This window comes from Pseudomonas sp. ACN5, from assembly GCF_002303975.1.
Taxonomy (GTDB): domain Bacteria; phylum Pseudomonadota; class Gammaproteobacteria; order Pseudomonadales; family Pseudomonadaceae; genus Aquipseudomonas; species Aquipseudomonas laurylsulfatiphila.
On record NZ_MRCP01000004.1, the window covers coordinates 21,351 to 40,872 of the forward strand.

Annotated in this window: 17 protein-coding genes; 10 read left to right on the forward strand and 7 right to left on the reverse strand. The window is 60.8% G+C overall.

Going from position 1 to position 19,522, the window contains the following annotated elements:
* The 7 genes from ispG to BSF40_RS08835 all read left to right on the forward strand — a co-directional run bounded on the left by ispG (position 1) and on the right by BSF40_RS08835 (position 8,013).
* Positions 1–1,110 carry a flavodoxin-dependent (E)-4-hydroxy-3-methylbut-2-enyl-diphosphate synthase gene (ispG, locus tag BSF40_RS08805; RefSeq protein ID WP_003185136.1) on the forward strand — a complete coding sequence of 370 codons (1,110 nt, stop codon included), beginning with the start codon at positions 1–3 and terminating at the stop codon, positions 1,108–1,110.
* A 22-nt stretch (positions 1,111–1,132) separates the two neighbouring features.
* On the forward strand, positions 1,133–2,422 hold the full coding sequence (gene hisS / locus BSF40_RS08810) for a histidine--tRNA ligase (RefSeq protein ID WP_007973994.1): 1,290 nt from the start codon (positions 1,133–1,135) through the stop codon (positions 2,420–2,422).
* Positions 2,423–2,463: 41 nt separating this feature from the next.
* On the forward strand, positions 2,464–3,105 hold the full coding sequence (locus BSF40_RS08815; RefSeq protein WP_095964824.1) for a tetratricopeptide repeat protein: 642 nt from the start codon (positions 2,464–2,466) through the stop codon (positions 3,103–3,105).
* Complete coding sequence (gene bamB, locus BSF40_RS08820) at positions 3,098–4,249, forward strand: outer membrane protein assembly factor BamB (RefSeq protein ID WP_095964825.1); 1,152 nt, start codon at positions 3,098–3,100, stop codon at positions 4,247–4,249. The genes BSF40_RS08815 and bamB overlap by 8 nt, the downstream gene beginning before the upstream one ends.
* Before the next feature lie 232 nt (positions 4,250–4,481).
* Complete coding sequence (gene der / locus BSF40_RS08825; RefSeq protein WP_007973987.1) at positions 4,482–5,954, forward strand: ribosome biogenesis GTPase Der; 1,473 nt, start codon at positions 4,482–4,484, stop codon at positions 5,952–5,954.
* Between the two features lie 131 nt (positions 5,955–6,085).
* Positions 6,086–7,234, forward strand: coding sequence for a pyridoxal phosphate-dependent aminotransferase (locus BSF40_RS08830; RefSeq protein ID WP_095964826.1), 1,149 nt, complete (start codon positions 6,086–6,088; stop codon positions 7,232–7,234).
* Positions 7,222–8,013, forward strand: coding sequence for an amidohydrolase (locus tag BSF40_RS08835; protein ID WP_095965126.1), 792 nt, complete (start codon positions 7,222–7,224; stop codon positions 8,011–8,013). Before BSF40_RS08830 ends, BSF40_RS08835 begins: the two co-directional genes overlap by 13 nt.
* 202 nt (positions 8,014–8,215) lie before the next feature.
* Here BSF40_RS08835 and leuA read toward each other — a convergent pair whose 3' ends face one another.
* From leuA to BSF40_RS08855, 4 genes are all read right to left on the reverse strand, one after another.
* Complete coding sequence (gene leuA, locus BSF40_RS08840; protein WP_095964827.1) at positions 8,216–9,895, reverse strand: 2-isopropylmalate synthase; 1,680 nt, start codon at positions 9,893–9,895, stop codon at positions 8,216–8,218.
* Positions 9,896–10,346: 451 nt separating this feature from the next.
* Positions 10,347–11,168 carry a M23 family metallopeptidase gene (locus BSF40_RS08845; protein ID WP_095964828.1) on the reverse strand — a complete coding sequence of 274 codons (822 nt, stop codon included), beginning with the start codon at positions 11,166–11,168 and terminating at the stop codon, positions 10,347–10,349.
* Positions 11,169–11,171: 3 nt separating this feature from the next.
* Positions 11,172–12,551: an exodeoxyribonuclease VII large subunit gene (gene xseA, locus BSF40_RS08850; RefSeq protein ID WP_008053235.1), complete on the reverse strand. Its 1,380-nt coding sequence runs from the start codon at positions 12,549–12,551 to the stop codon at positions 11,172–11,174.
* A 42-nt stretch (positions 12,552–12,593) separates the two neighbouring features.
* A complete protein-coding gene (locus BSF40_RS08855) occupies positions 12,594–13,484 on the reverse strand; it encodes a LysR family transcriptional regulator (RefSeq protein ID WP_095964829.1) in 891 nt (296 codons plus the stop codon).
* A gap of 100 nt (positions 13,485–13,584) precedes the next feature.
* On the opposite strand from BSF40_RS08855, the gene BSF40_RS08860 reads away from it, so the two are divergent.
* Positions 13,585–14,352, forward strand: coding sequence for a sulfite exporter TauE/SafE family protein (locus BSF40_RS08860; RefSeq protein WP_095964830.1), 768 nt, complete (start codon positions 13,585–13,587; stop codon positions 14,350–14,352).
* 139 nt (positions 14,353–14,491) lie between these two features.
* Here the strand turns inward: BSF40_RS08860 and BSF40_RS08865 are convergent, their stop codons facing one another.
* The 3 genes from BSF40_RS08865 to BSF40_RS08875 are packed head-to-tail and all read right to left on the reverse strand — an operon-like array spanning position 14,492 to position 16,887.
* Positions 14,492–14,899: a DNA polymerase III subunit chi gene (locus BSF40_RS08865; protein ID WP_095964831.1), complete on the reverse strand. Its 408-nt coding sequence runs from the start codon at positions 14,897–14,899 to the stop codon at positions 14,492–14,494.
* Positions 14,900–14,907: 8 nt separating this feature from the next.
* Positions 14,908–15,336 carry a DNA polymerase III subunit chi gene (locus tag BSF40_RS08870; RefSeq protein WP_015093639.1) on the reverse strand — a complete coding sequence of 143 codons (429 nt, stop codon included), beginning with the start codon at positions 15,334–15,336 and terminating at the stop codon, positions 14,908–14,910.
* A gap of 60 nt (positions 15,337–15,396) precedes the next feature.
* Positions 15,397–16,887: a leucyl aminopeptidase gene (locus BSF40_RS08875; protein WP_095965127.1), complete on the reverse strand. Its 1,491-nt coding sequence runs from the start codon at positions 16,885–16,887 to the stop codon at positions 15,397–15,399.
* A 426-nt stretch (positions 16,888–17,313) separates the two neighbouring features.
* Between BSF40_RS08875 and lptF the strand changes: the two genes are divergently transcribed.
* Both lptF and lptG read left to right on the forward strand, forming a co-directional pair.
* On the forward strand, positions 17,314–18,432 hold the full coding sequence (gene lptF, locus BSF40_RS08880; RefSeq protein ID WP_095964832.1) for an LPS export ABC transporter permease LptF: 1,119 nt from the start codon (positions 17,314–17,316) through the stop codon (positions 18,430–18,432).
* Complete coding sequence (lptG, locus tag BSF40_RS08885) at positions 18,425–19,486, forward strand: LPS export ABC transporter permease LptG (RefSeq protein WP_095964833.1); 1,062 nt, start codon at positions 18,425–18,427, stop codon at positions 19,484–19,486. Before lptF ends, lptG begins: the two co-directional genes overlap by 8 nt.
* The last annotated feature ends 36 nt before the right edge of the window (positions 19,487–19,522 follow it).

A 19,522-nucleotide genomic window follows, 5' to 3' on the forward strand; every position in this document is an offset into this window, starting at 1 on the left:
ATGCACGGCGAATCTCCAATCAAACGTCGCGAATCCCGTAAGATCTGGGTCGGTAACGTGCCTGTTGGCGGCGATGCGCCTATCGCTGTGCAGAGCATGACCAACAGCGACACCAATGATGTCGCGGCCACGGTTGCGCAAATCAATCGCCTGGAAGCGGCCGGCGTCGATATCGTGCGGGTTTCCGTACCGGACATGGACGCCGCCGAAGCCTTCGGCAAGATCAAGCAACTGGTCAAAGTCCCCTTGGTCGCCGACATCCACTTCGACTACCGCATCGCGTTGCGCGTCGCCGAGCTGGGGGTCGATTGCCTGCGGATCAACCCGGGCAACATCGGTCGCGAAGACCGCGTGCGCGCGGTGGTCGATGCCGCCCGTGACCGCGGGATCCCGATCCGTATCGGCGTGAACGCCGGCTCCCTGGAAAAAGACCTGCAGAAGAAATACGGCGAGCCCACGCCTGCTGCGCTGGTCGAATCTGCCTTGCGCCACGTCGAGCACCTTGAGCGTCTGAACTTCCAGGACTTCAAGGTCAGCGTGAAAGCCTCCGACGTGTTCATGGCCGTCGAAGCGTACCGCCTGCTGGCCAAGGAAATCGTCCAGCCACTGCACCTGGGCATCACCGAAGCCGGTGGTTTGCGTTCAGGCACGGTGAAATCTGCCGTGGGCCTCGGTATGCTGCTCGCCGAAGGGATTGGCGATACTATCCGCATCTCGTTGGCCGCCGACCCGGTCGAGGAAGTGAAAGTCGGCTACGACATTCTCAAATCCCTGCACCTGCGTTCCCGTGGCATCAACTTCATCGCCTGCCCGAGCTGCTCGCGGCAGAACTTCGATGTGGTCAAGACCATGAACGAGCTGGAAGGGCGCCTCGAGGATTTGCTGGTGCCGCTGGATGTCGCGGTCATCGGTTGCGTGGTCAACGGCCCCGGCGAAGCCAAGGAAGCCCATATCGGCTTGACCGGCGGCACGCCGAACCTGATTTACATCGACGGCAAGCCGTCGCAGAAACTGACGAATGACAATCTGGTGGATGAGCTTGAACGCTTGATCCGTCAGAAAGCGGCCGAAAAGGTCGAAGCTGACGCTGCCGTAATTGCGCGTGGCTGATCGAACGAATTAAGGAATTTAAGTGAGCAAGTCTCTGCAAGCCATTCGTGGCATGAACGACATCCTGCCCGAACAGACCCCCCTGTGGCGTCATTTCGAGGGCACCGTTTCGCGCCTGCTGGATAACTACGGTTACAAGCAGATCCGCATGCCGATCGTCGAGTTCACCGAGCTGTTCAAACGCTCCATCGGTGAAGTGACCGACATCGTCGAAAAAGAGATGTACACCTTCGACGACCGCAACGGCGACTCCCTGACCCTGCGCCCTGAAGGCACGGCGGCCTGTGTGCGCGCGGTGCTGGAGCATGGCATCACCGGCGGTGGCCAGGTTCAGAAACTCTGGTACATCGGCCCGATGTTCCGCCACGAACGCCCGCAGAAAGGTCGTTATCGCCAGTTCCACCAGATCGGTGTCGAAGTGTTCAACCTCGACGGTCCGGACATCGACGCCGAGCTGATCGTGCTGACCTGGCGCCTGTGGGGCGAACTGGGCATCCGCGATGCGGTAAAACTCGAGCTCAACAGCCTGGGTACCAGCGAATCCCGTGGTCGTTATCGCGAAGCACTGGTCGAATACCTCTCGGCGCACATGGACAAGCTCGACGAAGACAGCCAGCGTCGCCTGAAAACCAACCCGCTGCGGGTTCTTGATACCAAGAACGCCGACACCCAGGCGGTATTGGTCGATGCGCCGAAGATGGCCGACTACCTCGACGAAGAATCCCGCGTGCACTTCGAGGGCCTCAAGGCTCGCCTGGATGCCGCTGGCATTCCTTACGTGATCAACCCGAAGCTGGTTCGCGGGCTGGATTACTACAGCAAGACCGTTTTCGAATGGGTCACCGACAAACTCGGCGCCCAGGGCACCGTGTGTGCCGGTGGTCGTTACGACGGCCTGGTAGAGCAAATGGGCGGCAAGCCGACCGCCGGCGTTGGCTTTGCCATGGGCATCGAACGCCTGGTGCTGTTGCTGGAAACCCTGGAGCAGATTCCGGAGGAAATCTCCCGTCAGGTTGACGTCTACCTCTGCGCCTTCGGTGAAGCCGCCGAACTCGCCGGGCTGACCCTGGCGGAGCGCGTCCGTGACCAGTTACCCAACCTGCGCCTGCAAGTGAATGCCGGCGCCGGCAGTTTCAAAAGCCAGTTCAAGAAGGCCGACAAGAGCGGTGCGTTGTACGCGCTGATCCTCGGTGACGACGAAATGGCCCAGCAAGTGGTAGGTTTCAAACCCCTGCGTGGCCAGGGCGAACAACAAAGCATTGCCTGGGATGCGCTTGCAGCGCACCTGGCCACCTGCGTCGTGCAGGGTTGAAGCTGTCTAAACAGCCGAATTAGCGATTAAGGAGTATTGGGGTGTCGAGTACCGAAGACGAACATTTGATGGAACTGAAGGAATGGTGGTCACGCAACGGTAAGCCCCTGGTCACTGGCGGCCTGTTGGCGTTGGTCATCGTGTTCGGCTGGCAGGCGTTCCAAAAGTATCAGAGCAATCAGTCGCAAGGCGCCTCGATTCTCTATCAGCAATTGCTCGAAACCACGCTGACGCCTGACGGCAAGCCTGATGCGGCCCGTGTTTCGGACCTGGCCGGCAAGCTTAACAGCGAGTACGGCGGCAGCGCCTACGCGCAGTACGGTAGCCTGTTCGTGGCCAAGGTCGCGGTCGACAGCGGCAAGCTGGACGACGCGGCCACCGAGCTCAAGGCCATTGTCGCCAAACCGGCCAACCCGGCGCTGGGCGAAATCGCCCGTCAGCGTCTGGCCCAGGTACTCGGCGCGCAGAACAAGGCCGACGAAGCCCTGAAGCTGCTCGAAGGCGATGCCGACAAGGCATTCCTGGCCACTCGCGAAGAACTCAAGGGCGATCTGCTGGTGCAGTTGGGTCGTACCGACGAGGCGAGCGCGGCGTATCAAAAAGCCAAGGCGGCACTGTCGGATGAAGCGGCGGTCGGTGGCCTGCAAATCAAGCTGGACGACCTGGCCAAAGGGGATGCGTGACGTGATTCGTTGGAAACATGCAGCATTGCTGGCCCTGGCCATTTTGGCCGCGGGTTGCAGCAGCAACAGCAAAAAAGAACTGCCTCCGGCCGAACTGGTCGACTTCAAGGAAGAAGTGGTTCTGCAAAAGCAGTGGAGTCGTTCGATCGGTGACGGTCAGGGCGAAACCTACAACATGCTGGTTCCGGCCATCGATGGCGATACCATCTATGCCGCCGACGTCACTGGCGTGTTGATGGCGATGGATCGCCACACGGGCGACGTCAAATGGAAGAAAGATCTCGAGCTGCCTGTTTCCGGCGCTGTCGGCGTTGGTTACGGTCTGGTCACCATCGGTACGATCAAGGGTGAAATCGTTGCCCTGGACGCGATCAACGGTGAAGAAAAGTGGCGCGCTCGCGTGTCCAGCGAAGTGCTGGCACCACCAGCCAACAACGGTGACGTTGTGGTGGTTCAGACTCAGGACGATCGCCTGATCGGCCTGGATGCCTCCACCGGTAATCGTCGCTGGATCTATGACAGCACGCCTGCGGTTCTGACCCTGCGGGGCACCAGTGCGCCGATCGTGACCAACCGCCTGGCGGTGGCTGGCCTGTCGACCGGTAAAGTGGTTGCCGTGGACATCTCCAACGGCGTACCAGTGTGGGAACAGCGTGTAGCGATCCCGCAAGGTCGTTCGGAGCTGGAGCGTGTGGTCGATATCGACGGTGGCTTGCTGCTGTCGGGCGAGACGCTGTATGTCGCCAGCTATCAAGGGCGCGTTGCCGCTCTGGACCTGCAAAGCGGCCGTCAGCTCTGGCAGCGTGATGCTTCCAGCTATGCCGGTGTCGCCCAAGGCTTTGGCACCGTTTATGTAAGCCTGTCTTCGGGTACCGTTGAAGGCGTCGACGAGCGTTCCACCACAGCCTTGTGGAGCAACGATTCGCTGGCCCGTCGTCAACTGTCGGCCCCGGAAGTGTTCTCCAGCTACGTTGCAGTCGGTGACCTGGAAGGTTACCTGCACCTGCTGAGTCAGGTGGACGGTCGATTCGTCGGCCGCGAGCGCATCGACAGCGACGGCCTGCGTGCCCGTCCGCTGGTGGTGGGTGACACGATTTATGTGTATGGCAACAGCGGCAAACTGGAAGCCCTGACCATCAAGTAACGACTATGCTTGGGTTTTAACCCCCAAGCGGCTTCACCGTTTGTAGGACTGTAGGAGCGAGCTTGCTCGCGATGGACGTTAACGATGACGTTGGCGGCCTGAATAAACGCGGTGTCTTGGCGTTTTTCGCGAGCAAGCTCGCTCCTACAAATGACAACGTGATTGCCCCGAGCACCAGCCGCTGCCTCGCAGCGGCTTTTGTATTTTCTGAAATAACGAAGTGGAGAGCCGCATGGTTCCCGTAATCGCCCTGGTGGGCCGACCGAACGTCGGCAAGTCCACCTTGTTCAACCGCCTGACCAGGACTCGTGACGCCATCGTCGGCGACTTGTCCGGTCTGACCCGTGATCGCCAGTACGGTGAGGCCAAGTGGCAAGGGCGTTCCTACATTCTGATCGACACCGGCGGTATCTCCGGTGACGAGCACGGTATGGACGAAAAGATGGCCGAGCAGTCGCTGTTGGCCATCGAAGAAGCCGATGTCGTTCTGTTCCTGGTAGATGCCAAGGCCGGTTTTACCGCCGCCGACCAGATGATCGCCGAGCATTTGCGCAAACGTAACAAGCGTTCCCACGTGGTCGCCAACAAGGTCGACAACATCGACCCGGAAATGGCCCGCGCCGAATTCGCCCCGTTGGGCATGGGCCATGCGATCCCGATCGCCGGTGCCCACGGCCGTGGTATCACCCAGTTGCTGGAAGCGGCACTGAGTGAATTCCCGCGTGACGAAGACGAGCCGCAGGAAGGCGAAGAGGAAGAGGTCGTCGCCGAAGGCGAGGAAGCCAAGCGCATTCCTGGCCCAAGCGAAAAAGACGGGATCAAGATCGCGATCATCGGCCGTCCGAACGTCGGCAAGTCGACCCTGGTCAACCGCATGCTCGGTGAAGACCGGGTCATCGTCTACGACCAGCCCGGCACCACCCGCGACAGTATCTACATCCCGTTCGAACGTAACGACGAGAAGTACACGCTGATCGACACGGCCGGTGTGCGCAAGCGCGGCAAGATCCACGAAGAAGTCGAAAAGTTCTCCGTGGTCAAAACCCTGCAGGCGATCAAAGACGCCAACGTGGTGATCTTCGTGATGGACGCCCGCGAAGGTGTGGTCGATCACGACCTCAACCTGTTGGGCTTCGCCATTGAATCGGGTCGTGCGCTGGTCATCGCGATCAACAAGTGGGACGGCATGACGCCGAGCGAGCGCGACTTCGTGAAGGTCGAGTTGCAACGTCGGCTGTTCTTCGTTGACTACGCCGATATCCACTTCATCTCGGCCTTGCACGGCACCGGCGTGGGCAACCTCTACGCGTCGGTACAGAACTCGTTCAAGTCTGCGGTTACCCGTTGGCCGACCAGCCGCCTGACCCAGATCCTCGAAGATGCGGTCAGCGAGCACCAGCCGCCAATGGTCAACAGCCGTCGGATCAAGCTGCGTTATGCCCACCTCGGTGGTGCAAACCCGCCAATCATCGTGATCCACGGCAACCAGATCGAGAAGGTACCGAAGTCCTACGTGCGCTACCTGGAAAACACTTACCGCCGTGTCCTGAAGCTGGTCGGTACGCCGATCCGCATCGAGTTCAAGGGTGGCGAGAACCCGTACGAAGGCAACAAGAACACGCTCACCGACCGTCAGGTCAACAAGAAGCGTCGTTTGATGTCGCACCACAAGAAGGCCGACAAGAAGCGTCGCGATAAGCGATAAAAGCAGCTGCAAGCTTCAAGTCAAAGCAAAAAGGGGCCTTTCCAAGGCCCTTTTTTGCGTCTGGAGGTTTGGCGCTTGACCACTTGCAGCTTGCAGCTTGAAACTTGCAGCTCACCTGCAAGGGGTTATCGATGATCACCAGCAAGCTGCCGAATGTCGGCATCACCATCTTCACGCAGATGTCTCAGCTCGCGGCACAGACCGGCGCGCTCAATCTGTCCCAGGGCTTTCCCGATTTCGCGGCCCCGCAGGCCCTGTGCGATGCGGTCGGCCGGCATATCGCCAGTGGCCACAACCAGTATTCGCCGATGACCGGCCTGCCGGTGTTGCGTCAGCAGATTGCGGTGAAGATCGCCCGCAGCTATGGCACGCAGGTGGATGCGGATACTGAAGTGACGGTCACCCCAGGCGCGACCGAGGCGATTTTCTGTGCCATTCAGGCGGTTATCCACAGCGGCGACGAAGTCATCGTGTTTGACCCGGCCTACGACAGCTACGAGCCCTCGGTAGAGCTGGCCGGCGGTCGTTGCGTGCACGTACAACTGGGCTTGAACGATTTCAGTATCGACTTCGAGAAGCTTGCCCAGGCACTGAGCCCGCGCACGCGGATGATCATTCTCAACTCCCCGCACAACCCCAGTGGCGCATTGATCAGCCGTGCCGAACTCGATCAGTTGGCCGCCATGATCCGCGATCGCGACATTTATGTGATCAGCGACGAAGTCTACGAACACCTGGTGTACGACGGTGTACCCCATGTCAGCGTGCTGGCCCATGAAGAGTTGTATCAGCGTGCTTTCGTGGTCAGTTCGTTCGGCAAGACCTACCACGTCACCGGCTGGAAAACCGGCTACGTGGTCGCACCGCCGGCCCTGACGGCGGAGTTGCGCAAGGTGCACCAGTACGTCAATTTCTGTGGTGTGACGCCGCTGCAATATGCCTTGGCCGACTTCATGGCCGAACACCCGGAGCACGTCGAAGAGCTGCCGGACTTCTATCAGGCCAAGCGTGATCTGTTCTGCGATCTGCTGGTGCCGTCGCGTTTCAGTTTCACCCGGGTGACCGGCACCTATTTCCAGTTAGTCGACTATTCGCAGATCCGCCCGGACCTCAATGATGTCGAGATGGCCCTGTGGATGACTCGCGAGCATGGTGTGGCAAGTATCCCGATTTCGGTGTTCTACCAGACACCGCCTGAAGGGCAGCGTCTGGTGCGGCTGTGCTTTGCCAAGCGTGAGGAGACCCTGCGTGAGGCGGCGGAAAAGCTATGCGTGATCTGAGTGCATTGCCGAACCTGACCGTGGCGCTGATCCAGACATCCCTGGCCTGGCACGACCGTCAGGCCAACCTGGAGCATTTCGAGTCATTGCTGGAGCAGTCTCGTGGCGCTGACCTGATCATACTGCCGGAGATGTTCACCACCGGTTTTTCCATGGAGTCCGAGACCCTCGCGGAATCGGAAAACGGCCCCACCAGCAAGTGGTTGCGGGCTCAGGCGGCAAGACTTGATGCCGTGATTACCGGCAGCGTGATCATCCAGGCCGCCGACGGCAGTCATCGCAATCGCCTGTTATGGGCACGCCCGGATGGCGAGGTGTTGCATTACGACAAGCGTCACCTGTTCCGCATGGCCGGTGAGCATAACCACTACACCCCGGGCGAGCGCCAGGTGCAGTTCGAGTTAAAGGGCTGGCGCGTGCGGCCGCTGATTTGCTACGACTTGCGCTTCCCGGTGTGGAGTCGTGACGCTCAGGACACGGATCTGCTGCTGTACACCGCGAACTGGCCGGGTGCGCGACGCCAGCATTGGAACCGTCTGCTGCCGGCGCGGGCGATCGAGAACCTGTGCTACGTGGCGGCGGTGAATCGTATTGGTTCAGATGGCAAGGGCTTTGCCTATACCGGTGACAGCCAGGTGCTGGATTTCCAGGGTGAGACGTTGCTGAGCGCAGGAGAGGCGGATGGGGTGTTTCAGGTCGTTCTGAATGCCGCAGACCTTCAAGCTTATCGCACACGGTTTCCGGCGAATCTGGATGCCGATACCTTCGAGTTCACCTGAGATTTTCGCTGCCTGACAGGGCCTCTTCGCGGGCAAGCCCGCTCCCACAGTTGACCGTTGCGAACACAAATTTTGTGTACGCCCACATACCCTGTGGGAGCGGGCTTGCCCGCGAAGGGGCCAGTTCAGACAACACAAAACAAGCAGGCAAAAAAAGGCCCCGAGGTTCACACCCCGGGGCCTTTTGCGTTTCAGCGGTGACTTACGCCGCTTTCGCTTCCGGCTGGCTCAGCGAACGGTTCAGCGCGCTGAACAGGGCCTTGAAGCTGGCGGTGGTGATGTTTTCATCGATGCCGACGCCGTGCACCGCACGTTCACCGTTCACGCGCAGTTCAATGTAGGCCGCGGCCTTGGCATTGGTGCCCGCGCCAATGGCGTGCTCGTTGTAGTCCATGATTTCCACCGGGATCGGCAGACCGGCCACCAGCGCTTCCAGGGCACCGTTGCCCTTGCCGCGCCAGTGCAGGTTGGTCTCGCCCTGGCCTTTACTGGCCACTTCCACTTCGACGGCGCTGTGACCGTTTTCTTCCTGCAGGCGATGGCTGACCAGCGCGTACGGGGTGTTGGCCTGCAAGTACTCGCTGTGCAGCAGCGCGTGGATTTGCTGGGCGGTCATCTCAAGGCCCAGGCGGTCGGTTTCACGTTGTACGACCTGGCTGAATTCGATCTGCATGCGACGTGGCAGGCTGATGCCGTATTCCTGCTCCAGGAGGTAGGCGATGCCACCCTTGCCCGACTGGCTGTTGACGCGGATGACCGCCTCGTAGCTGCGGCCGATGTCAGCCGGGTCGATCGGCAGGTACGGCACTTCCCACAAGGCATCGGATTTCTGCTGGGCGAAGCCCTTGCGGATCGCATCCTGGTGCGAGCCGGAGAACGCGGTATGCACCAGGTCACCGACGTATGGGTGACGCGGGTGTACCTGGATCTGGTTGCACTCTTCGACGACTTTGCGCACGCCGTCGATGTCGGAGAAGTCCAGCTCAGGGTTCACGCCCTGGGTGTAGAGGTTCAGGGCCACGGTCACCAGGTCGACGTTGCCGGTACGCTCGCCGTTGCCGAACAGGCAGCCTTCAACACGGTCGGCGCCAGCCATCAGGCCCAGTTCGGTGGCGGCAACGCCGGTGCCACGGTCGTTGTGGGTGTGCAGGCTGATGATCACGCTGTCACGACGGTTGATGTGACGGCCGAACCATTCGATCTGGTCGGCATAGATGTTCGGGGTCGCGCATTCGACGGTGGCCGGCAGGTTGAGGATCATCTTGTGCTCAGGCGTCGGGTTCCAGACTTCGATGACCGCGTCGCAGACTTCCTTGGCGAACTCCAGCTCGGTGGCGCTGAAGGTCTCCGGCGAGTATTCGAAGGTCCACTCGGTGTCCGGCTGCATGGCTGCGTATTTGACGAACAGCTTGGCGGCGTTCACGGCGATGGCCTTGACCCCGTCCTTGTCCTGGTTGAAGACAATGCGGCGGAAGGAAGGGGAGGTCGCGTTGTACAGGTGAACGATGGCTTTCTTCGCGCCGCGCAGGGATTCGAAGGTGCGTTCGATCAGGTCTTCACGGCCCTGGGTCAGCACCTGGATGGTGGTGTCGTCCGGGATGTGGTTGCCTTCGATCAGGGTACGGACGAAATCGAAGTCGGTTTGCGAAGCGGCCGGGAACGACGCTTCGATTTCCTTCACGCCGACCTGCACCAGGGTTTTCCAGAAGCGCAGCTTCTTGACGGCGTCCATCGGCTCGATCAGCGACTGGTTGCCGTCGCGCAGGTCGGAACTGCACCAGATCGGCGCGGCGGTGATGGTTTTCGATGGCCAGGTGCGGTCCGGAATATCGATGGTCGGGAACGCGCGGTATTTCGAAGACGGGTCTTTGAGCATGCTCATCGGGAAATCCTTATTGTGTGGGCCGAAAAAAGGCGGCCTGCCGGTGGATCAAAAGTTCTTGGACTGACGCTTGGGGCGAGGCACCACGATTCAGCCCGGCAGTCGTGCGCTGACAAGGCACAGGCTGCGGTGCTGGCGGAGCTGAATGAGGGTGTGAGAGGTTTTCATGCCTTCAACCCTAACCTTGGGGGGGAAGGATGGCAAGCAGTCGAAAAAAATTGAGAGGAATACTCGTGGGTGAGTGTTTATCGAGATTTTATTGCTGTGATTGGTAATGATTGTTCTGTTGTTTGCGCGAGGTTTGAGTGGTGCGCAATTGGAGGGAACGGCAACCTTGGATCTTCTGGTGACTGGAATGCCGCCTTCGCGGGCAAGCCCGCTCCCACAGGTACAGAGCAATCCCTGTGGGAGCGGGCTTGCCCGCGAAGAGGCCATCAGCCTCGGCGAAGATTCAGGGCTGAAACGCACCAATGAAGATAGCCGGATCCACCCGCGCATCGTTCAGGCTGATGTTCCAGTGCATGTGCGGCCCTGTCGCCCGGCCGGTCGCGCCGACCTTGCCGACCACACCACCCCGGGCCAGTTGCTGCCCCACCTTCACGTCGATTTTCGACATATGGCAGAACATGCTGATGAAGCCCTGACCATGGTCGACGAACACCGTATTGCCATTGAAGAAGTAGTTGCCGATCAGGATCACCTTGCCCGCGGCCGGGGTCTTGATCGGCGTGCCGGCGCCCACGGCGAAATCCAGGCCCGAATGAGGGTTACGCTCCTCACCGTTGAAGAAGCGCCGCACGCCAAACTTGCTCGACAGCGGACCGTTCACCGGTTTGTCCAGCAGCAGGTTGCTTGGCGTATTGGGGCTGAACGTGCGGTAAGCGGCAATCTGCTCGGCCAGTTCACGCTCGATGCGCTTGAGGTTTTCCGGGTCCGGATTGACCTGCTGGGTGTTTTTCAGGGTGATGCGTTGTTCCGGGTATTTCTTGTCGCCAACCGTAAAACTCAGATTGCGACCACCGCTGTTGATCGATTGGGGCCCCGGCTTGACCGTCAGAGGCACACCGACTATGGCCAGCCAGTTGTTCTGCTCCTTCACGACCAGCACGGGTTTGCCTTGATAACTGGCTTTTGGCGCCTGGGCGGACGGGCCCAGATCCACCACCGCCACGCCGCCCGGTACCGGTTTGTTCAACAGGCGGGTGATGTAGCTGTCGGCGTGGGCGTTGAAGGTCAGGAGCAGCAACAGCAATGGAGCCAGGAAACGCGGCATGGATCAGTCCAGTAAAGAAAGGGTGACAGGCGTCAGGTGGTTGTCTTCGACCCGCACTTGCAGTTCGCCTTCGCCCAGCTTGGCTTTCAGGCGCTGGCCGGTGTGGGTTTGCGCGGCGTTGCGGATCGCGTTGCCGCGCTCGTCCAGCAAGATGCTGTAGCCACGGCCGAGGGTCGCCAGCGGGCTGACCACATGCAGGGTCTGCATCTGGCTGTGCAATTGCAGACGCCGGTTCTTCAGCCCTTCGCGGATGGCGCGCGGCAGGCGTTCGGCCAGGCTGTCGAGGCGCTGGCGCAACATTGCCAGTTGCCGGCCAGGATGCTGTGCGGCCAGACGGGTTTCCAGACGGATCAAGCGTTCGCGACGGGTGTTGAGGCTACGCTCGAACGCGCGGCGCATGCGCATGTCCAGGTCATCCAGGCGTTGCGCTTGCTGGCGCAGGCGCTCGCCGGGATGGCGCAGGCGGCGAGAGATACCTTCCAGGCGCAGGCGGTCGCGCATCAAACGGTCACGCATGCGCATCACCAGACGGCGGTGCAGGCTCTCGACCCGACGCACCAGGTCACTGGAGTCCGGAGCCAGCAATTCGGCGGCAGCGGAAGGGGTGGGCGCGCGAACATCGGCGACGAAGTCGCTGATCGACACGTCGGTTTCATGACCGACTGCGCTGACAATCGGCGTCACGCAAGCGTCCACGGCACGGGCCACGGCTTCTTCGTTGAAGCACCAGAGGTCTTCCAGCGAACCGCCACCCCGGGCCAGGATCAGGGCGTCGAAACCCCGGGCATCCGCCAGTTTCAGCGCACGGACAATCTGTGCGGTGGCTTCGCGGCCCTGTACGGCGGTGGGGATCAGCGTCAACTGCACCTGCGGTGCGCGACGGCGGAACACGCTGATGATGTCGCGGATCACTGCCCCGGTGGGCGAACTGATGATGCCGATGCGTTGCGGATGCGCCGGTAGCGGGACCTTGCGCTCGGCACTGAACAGGCCTTCGGCGCTGAGCTTTTCCTTGAGTGCATCGAAAGCCAGGCGCAAGGCGCCATCGCCGGCCGGCTCCACGGTGTCGAGGATCAGTTGATAATCCCCGCGCCCCTCGAACAACGAGACCTTGCCGCGCACTTTGACCGCCAGCCCGTCCTTCAAGGCCTGGCGAACCCGGGCCGCGTTCTGCCGGAACAGCGCGCAACGCACCTGGGCGCCGCTGTCCTTGAGGGTGAAATACACGTGGCCGGACGCCGGGCGGGCGAGATTGGAGATTTCGCCCTCTACCCAGATGTTGCTGAACACGTCTTCGAGCAACACCCGCGCGCGGCCGTTGAGCTGGCTGACGGTCAGGACTTCGCGGTCCAGGCCGAGTCTTGCAAAGGGATCTTTAATCATGGGGCGCAGTTTAAAGGCATTCTTCAAGTGAATGCACGACCCCTATATGACCAAATGCTCGAGGAACTGTTGAACCAGTGCTGTGGGGTGTTTGCGGTACGCCAGAGCGACGCAGCTATGGCTTCCGGGGTCTGCCAAAGGCAGGAAACGAACGTTGGGCGGCGCAATGTCTCGCATCGATTCCGGCAAGAGGGCGATACCAAATCCCGCCTGGATCAGTTGCAGTTGCGTGGTTTTACGCGAAATTACCCGAGCTGCTTTGGGAAAGAAGCCTTGGCGCATGCACAACTCGGCAGAAAGGTAGCTTAGACCGCCTCGCTGGGGATGAGGGATGGAAATAAACGCTTCGTCGCGTAGCTGCCCCAGGTTGATCTTCTGCCCGGATTTGTCCCTCGCCAGCCAGTGATCGGGCGGGACTGCCACCAGCAAAGGTTCGTCGTACAGCGGGTCGATTTGCACCTCTTCACACTGACGCAGCACTGGCAGGCGCAATAGGCCGATGTCCAGTCGGCCGTCTGCCAACTCTTGCAGCTGCGCCTCGGAAGACAACTGAGCGATGTCCATGGACACGCCGGGATGATGTTCGAGATAACGGCCGACGCTGCGCAGCAGTCGGCCGCTCATGGGCACAGTGCTGGAATGGCTCAAGCGCAAGGTGCCGTGTTGACCTTTGCCGATCCTGGTGGCCGTCTCGCTGGCTTTGATCAGCTCGCTCAACAGGTTTTTGGCACGGGGTAAGAAAGCCTCACCCGCTGGAGTGAGCTGGGGCCGCCGCGCAGTACGTTCGAAAAGTGGGGTTTGCAGGTGGACTTCCATGTCCTTGATTTGCCGGCTCAGGGCCGATTGGGCGATGAACAGGCGCTCGGCTGCGGCGCCGAAGCTGCCGCATTCAGCGATTTCAACGAAGTAACGCAGTTGCCGGGTTGAAAGCACAAGGCATGCCTTTTTGAGATGGGTTGGTGGCTTTGATGATATTAGTCGCAACGCTCAGCGATGGCTAAAGTCAGCGAACTTAAAGTAGAGGAACGCTGCAATGAGCGTATTGACGTTGTTGAACCAATGGCCTTTCAGCGCCATGGACTGGCTGGTCATCGGCGCGGGTATCGCCCTGGCCTACATTGTGTTCGGCATCGCCGGGTTCGGTACGGCGTTGATCGCGGGGCCGATTCTGATTCTGTTCATGCCGCTGTCGAAGATCGTGCCGTTGCTGGTGTTGCTCGATTTCGTCGCGGCATTCGGCAACCTGTTGCCTTCGCGGCGGGATGTCGCCCGGCCGGAGCTATTGCGGCTGCTGCCGTGCATGGCGGTGGGCTGCACGCTGGGGGTGATTTTCCTGCTGAACCTCAAGTCCGATCTGTTGCTGCTGTTGATGGGGCTGTTTATCAGTGCCTATGCGATCTACAGCCTGTGGGTCAAAACCCGCCCGACGCAGTTGTCTGCCGTGTGGGCTCTGCCGATGGGCACTGTGGGCGGGATGTTTGGCGCGTTGTTTGGCAGCGGCGGCTTTCTCTATGCGATCTATCTGAACAGTCGGTTGCCCAAGGAGGCGGCCCGGGCCACCCAGAGCGCACTGATCAGTTGCAGTACGGTGGTGCGATTGAGTCTGTTTGCAATCGCCGGTGTGTATGCCGATCTGCCATTGCTGGTGCTGGCGGTGTGTCTGTTGCCGGCGATGGTGCTGGGGCTGTGGATTGGGCGGCGCCTGACCATGCGGATGTCCCGCGAGGGGTTCGTGCGTCTGGTGACGTGGCTGGTGCTGGCCAGCGGGATTGCGTTGATCGGGCGCTATCTCAGCACCTGAAGATTCAACCTGTTGCAGGGGGCTTTTTGTGGGAGCGAGCTTGCTCGCGATAGCGGTCGAACAGACACATCAATGTTGAATATGACGCCCTCATCGCGAGCAAGCTCGCTCCCACAGAAGAGCCCTCACCGCAAGTTGTTCAATCGTTGTACTGGCTCAACAACCGCTCCAGTCGTGCACTGAGGCGGCGTTTGATTTCGGTCTCGATGTGCGGGGCGAAATCGTCGATCACGTCTTGCATGATCAACTGCGCGGCGGCGCGCAGTTCGTTGTCCAGGTGCAACAGGTCATCCGGGTTCTTGCTGGCGGTAGGCGCCGGCGCAGCCGCGATGACCGGTTCTACGATCGGGGCGGAGGTTGTCGGTTCGACGGGCGGCGAAGGCTCGCTGACTGCGTCGAACAACATGGGAATCTGTTCCTGATCGCCTTCCTCGACCGTGTCGGTCAGCAGGGGCGGTTGCAGGTTGTCATCGCCGAGCAATTGGCGGATCGACTCAAGGTCGTCCAGCAGGTGCGCGGACTGTTGCAGCGGTTTTGGAGTGTCCATTGGAAGGCTCAGAGTCGCTGTAAACGGTGATCTTGCAGAGGATAGCCCTGTTCGCGGTAGAAACGGAAACTCTCCCGCGCGGCCTGGCGAATCGTCGGGTCTTCCACCACCACTTCCGCCACGCGGGCGAAACGCTGGGCGAAGGCCGGGACTTTCAGGTCGAGGTTGACCAGCAAGTCCTGATGCTGACCGCAATCGTCACCCAGACCCAGGACAATCAAGCCATCCGGTTCGTTTTCGGCGGGGCCGTGGGGAACGAAGCTTTCACCCTTGAACGTCCAGAGGCGTGCGTCGAGATCGTTGCGTTGGGCCGCGTCACTGCAATGCAGGTAGACACGGTGCCCCATGCGCCAGGCCTTTTCGGTGAGCTTGCAAGCGAAATCCAGGCGTGCCGAAGGATCGGCGCTGGGCAGGATATAGAAGTCGACTTTGGTCATTGCGGTTCCTGAGCCCTTGGGGGCACTGCCCGAAAGCAATGCCCCCCAGGGTCATTGGTTTCAGGCTTTGGCGCGGTCCAGCAGGTATTGGGTCAGCAGAGGAACCGGACGGCCAGTGGCGCCCTTGTCCTTGCCGCCGCTGGTCCAGGCGGTGCCGGCGATGTCCAGGTGCGCCCAGTTCAGGTTCTTGGTGAAGCGCGACAGGAAGCAGGCGGCGGTGATGGTGCCGGCTTTCGGGCCGCCGATGTTGGCGATATCGGCGAACGGGCTGTCCAGCTGTTCCTGATACTCATCGAACAGCGGCAGTTGCCAGGCGCGGTCGTCGGCAGCCTTGCCGGCGCTCAGCAGTTGGCCGATCAGTTCGTCGTTGTTGCCCAGCAGGCCCGACGTGTGGGAACCCAGAGCGACCACGCAGGCACCGGTCAGGGTCGCGATGTCGATGACCGCTTGCGGCTTGAAGCGCTCGGAGTAGGTCAGGGCGTCGCACAGCACCAGACGGCCTTCGGCGTCGGTGTTGAGGATTTCCACGGTCTGGCCGCTCATGGTGGTGACAATGTCGCCAGGGCGAGAAGCGTTGCCGCTCGGCATGTTCTCGGCACAGGCCAGGATGCACACCAGGTTGATCGGCAGCTTCAGTTCCAGCACGGCACGCAGGGTGCCGAACACGCTGGCGGCACCGCCCATGTCGTACTTCATTTCATCCATGCCGGCGCCTGGCTTGAGGCTGATGCCGCCGGTGTCGAAGGTGATGCCTTTGCCGACCAGCGCATACGGCTTCTCGGATTTCTTGCCGCCGTTGTATTGCATGACGATCAGGCGTGGCGGCTGGGCGCTGCCCTGGCCTACGGCGTAGAACGAACCCATGCCCAGGGCCTTGATCTTCTTCTCGTCGAGGACTTCGACTTTCAGATCCTTGAATTCCTTGCCGAGGTCTTTCGCCTGCTCACCGAGGAAGGTCGGGTGGCAGATGTTGGGTGGCAGGTTGCCCAGGTTACGGGTGAAGGCCATGCCGTTGGCGATGGCAGTGGCGTGAGTCACGGCGCGCTGCACTTCAGCCTGGGCGGCCTTGATGGTCAGCAGGGTGATTTTCTTCAGGGCGCGGGGTTCGGCTTTCTGGCTCTTGAACTGCTCGAAGCTGTACTCGCCGTCCACCAGGGTTTCGGCCAGCAGGCGGGTCTTGCCATAGCTGTCGCGGCCCTTGACCACGACTTCGTCGAGGGCCAGTACCGCGTCGCTGCCGCCCAGGCCCTTCAGGGTGTTGAGGATGCCGGCAATGATTTTGCGGAACGGGCGGTCACCCAGTTCGTCGTCCTTGCCAGTGCCCACCAGCAGCACACGCTCGGCCTTGAGGTTCGGCAGGCTGTGCAGCAACAGGCTCTGGCCAACCTTGCCGGCCAGGTCGCCGCGCTTGAGCACTGCGCTGATCGCGCCGCCGCTCAGTTCGTCGAGTTGTCTGGCAGCGGCGCCGAGCTTGCGGCCTTCGCCGACGGAGACCACGAGAGTGGCGGTCTTCAACGTTTCCGGGTTGACGCTTTTTACAACCAGTTCCATGTCCGGGTCCCTGAATTGATGGTTATCACGCATGCGCCCGACACCTTATGTGCGTCGATTGCTTATAAAAGAAAGGCGCCAGGATCGACCGGCGACAAAGGCCGCAGTTTGAACCTCGCTACCGGCGGCTGACAACCCTCGGTTGTACGATCTTCACGGAATTGACGACCCAGTAGGAGCGAGCCTGCTCGCGAAGAACCCGAGACCACCGCGGGGCTTCAGGCTCCCCGCGTTATCATTGACGACCATCGTCGGAACGCCGCCCGGAGCAAGCTCGCTCCTACACCTGCCCAATGCATTGCGCAGTGACAGGCGCACCCAATCACAGGATAATGCGCCATCTTTTTTCGGCGGCTCTGTCTTGCGGGCCGCCCGATACGTTTGCTTGTTTGGCCGCCTTAGCCTGACAACCCTGGAGTGTCTGGTTTGATCGTCTTCCGTTATCTGTCCCGCGAAGTCCTGTTGACCTTGAGCGCCGTCAGCGCCGTGCTGCTGGTCATCATCATGAGCGGTCGCTTCATCAAATACCTCGCCCAGGCCGCCTCGGGCCTGCTGGATCCGGGCTCGCTGTTCCTGATCATGGGCTTTCGCATGCCGGGGTTCCTCCAGTTGATCCTGCCGCTGGGGCTGTTTCTCGGGATCCTGTTGTCCTACGGGCGGATGTACCTCGAAAGCGAAATGACCGTGCTCTCGGCCACCGGCATGAGCCAGCAGCGGCTGGTCTGGATGACGATGTTTCCGGCCACCCTGGTTGCACTCATCGTCGCGTGGCTGAGCCTGAGCCTGGCGCCACAGGGAGCCAATCAGTTTCAGTTGCTGCTGAACAGGCAGGATGCCCTTACCGAATTCGATACCCTGGAGCCGGGGCGCTTCCAGTCCCTGCGTGACGGCACCCGGGTCACCTACACCGAGCGCATGTCGGATGATCGCGTGAACCTGGGTGGCGTGTTCATCTCGCAGAAGAACATCAGTTCCAACAACAAGGATCGCGGAATTTCCGTGCTGGTGGCGGAAAAGGGGCGTCAGGAAATTCGCCCGGACGGCAACCGCTACCTGATCCTGGATAACGGCTATCGCTATGACGGTAGTCCGGGTCAGGCCGACTACCGGGCGATCAAGTACGACGAGTACGGTGTGTTGCTGCCAAAACCGGAAGTCAGCGACGAAGTCACCGACCGCGATGCGATGCCGACCCGTACGTTGATCGGGAGTGAAGACATTCGCATGCGTGCCGAATTGCAATGGCGCATCTCGCTGCCATTGCTGGTGTTCATCGTGACCTTGATGGCGGTGCCGCTGGCGCGGGTCAACCCGCGTCAGGGCCGATTCCTCAAATTATTGCCAGCGATTCTTCTTTATATGGCTTACCTGAGCATTCTGATTGCCGCCCGCGGTGCCCTTGATAAAGGCAAGATCCCCGCAGTGGTGGGCTTGTGGTGGGTGCACGGGATTTTCCTGACCATTGGCCTGGGCCTGCTTTATTGGGAGCCTTTGCGTTTGAAGCGGGCGAGTCGCCGCAGCGCGCTGGAGGTGGCCCGTGGTTAAGCTGGATCGCTACATTGGTAGCAGCGTGTTCATGGCGATTCTCGCGGTGCTCGGGATCATTCTTGGTCTGGCGACGCTGTTTGCCTTCATCGACGAGATGGGTGAAGTCAGCGATACCTACACCCTGGTCGATGTGCTGGGCTATGTGACGCTGACGGCACCGCGCCGGATGTACGAAATGCTGCCGATGGCCGCGCTGATCGGTTGCCTGATCGGCCTGGGCACTCTGGCCAGCAACAGTGAATTGACGATTATGCGCGCCGCCGGTGTGTCGATCGGCCGGATCGTTTGGGCGGTCATGAAACCGATGCTGGTGTTGATGCTGGCTGGCTTGCTGATTGGCGAGTACGTCGCTCCGCCCGCTGAAACCGCCGCGCAGGCCAATCGCTCGCTGGCCCAGGGCAGCGGCGATGCTCAAAGCGCCAAGCACGGCTTGTGGCACCGCCAGGGCGATGAGTTCATTCACGTCAACTCGGTGCAGCCTAATGGCATCCTGTACGGCGTGACTCGCTATCGTATCGACAGCGAGCGGCACATGCTGTCGGCGAGTTTCGCCAAGCGTGCCGAGTTCGACACGGATCACTGGCAGTTGACGGACGTCACGACCACGGTGTTCCACGAGCGCAGCACTGAAGTGGTGTCGACCCCGGTCGAGCGTTGGAACGTGGCCTTGAGTCCGCAACTGTTGAGCACCGTGGTCATGGTGCCAGAGTCGCTGTCGATCAGCGGTCTGTGGGGTTATATCCACTACCTGGCGGACCAGGGGTTGAACAACAGCCGTTACTGGCTGGCATTTTGGGTCAAGGTGTTGCAGCCGCTGGTGACTGCCGCCCTGGTGTTGATGGCGATCTCCTTCATCTTTGGTCCGCTGCGTTCGGTGACCCTGGGTCAACGGGTGTTCACAGGCGTGCTGGTGGGCTTCACCTTCCGCATCGTTCAGGATCTGCTGGGCCCTTCGAGCCAGGTGTTCGGCTTCCCACCGTTGCTTTCGGTGCTGGTGCCGGCGGGTATTTGTGCCGTGGCCGGGCTCTGGCTGTTGCGCCGGGCCGGTTGATGGCGGGCTTTTTCCGAGCGCTTTGACGATCAAAAA

Coding starts and splice junctions, on each gene's coding strand:
- ispG (WP_003185136.1), top strand. CDS start 1: ATGCACGGCGAATCTCCAATCAAACGTCGCGAATCCCGTAAGATCTGG.
- bamB (WP_095964825.1), top strand. CDS start 3,098: ATGCGTGACGTGATTCGTTGGAAACATGCAGCATTGCTGGCCCTGGCC.
- der (WP_007973987.1), top strand. CDS start 4,482: ATGGTTCCCGTAATCGCCCTGGTGGGCCGACCGAACGTCGGCAAGTCC.
- BSF40_RS08830 (WP_095964826.1), top strand. CDS start 6,086: ATGATCACCAGCAAGCTGCCGAATGTCGGCATCACCATCTTCACGCAG.
- BSF40_RS08835 (WP_095965126.1), top strand. CDS start 7,222: ATGCGTGATCTGAGTGCATTGCCGAACCTGACCGTGGCGCTGATCCAG.
- leuA (WP_095964827.1), bottom strand. CDS start 9,895: ATGAGCATGCTCAAAGACCCGTCTTCGAAATACCGCGCGTTCCCGACC.
- BSF40_RS08845 (WP_095964828.1), bottom strand. CDS start 11,168: ATGCCGCGTTTCCTGGCTCCATTGCTGTTGCTGCTCCTGACCTTCAAC.
- xseA (WP_008053235.1), bottom strand. CDS start 12,551: ATGATTAAAGATCCCTTTGCAAGACTCGGCCTGGACCGCGAAGTCCTG.
- BSF40_RS08860 (WP_095964830.1), top strand. CDS start 13,585: ATGAGCGTATTGACGTTGTTGAACCAATGGCCTTTCAGCGCCATGGAC.
- BSF40_RS08865 (WP_095964831.1), bottom strand. CDS start 14,899: ATGGACACTCCAAAACCGCTGCAACAGTCCGCGCACCTGCTGGACGAC.
- BSF40_RS08870 (WP_015093639.1), bottom strand. CDS start 15,336: ATGACCAAAGTCGACTTCTATATCCTGCCCAGCGCCGATCCTTCGGCA.
- BSF40_RS08875 (WP_095965127.1), bottom strand. CDS start 16,887: ATGGAACTGGTTGTAAAAAGCGTCAACCCGGAAACGTTGAAGACCGCC.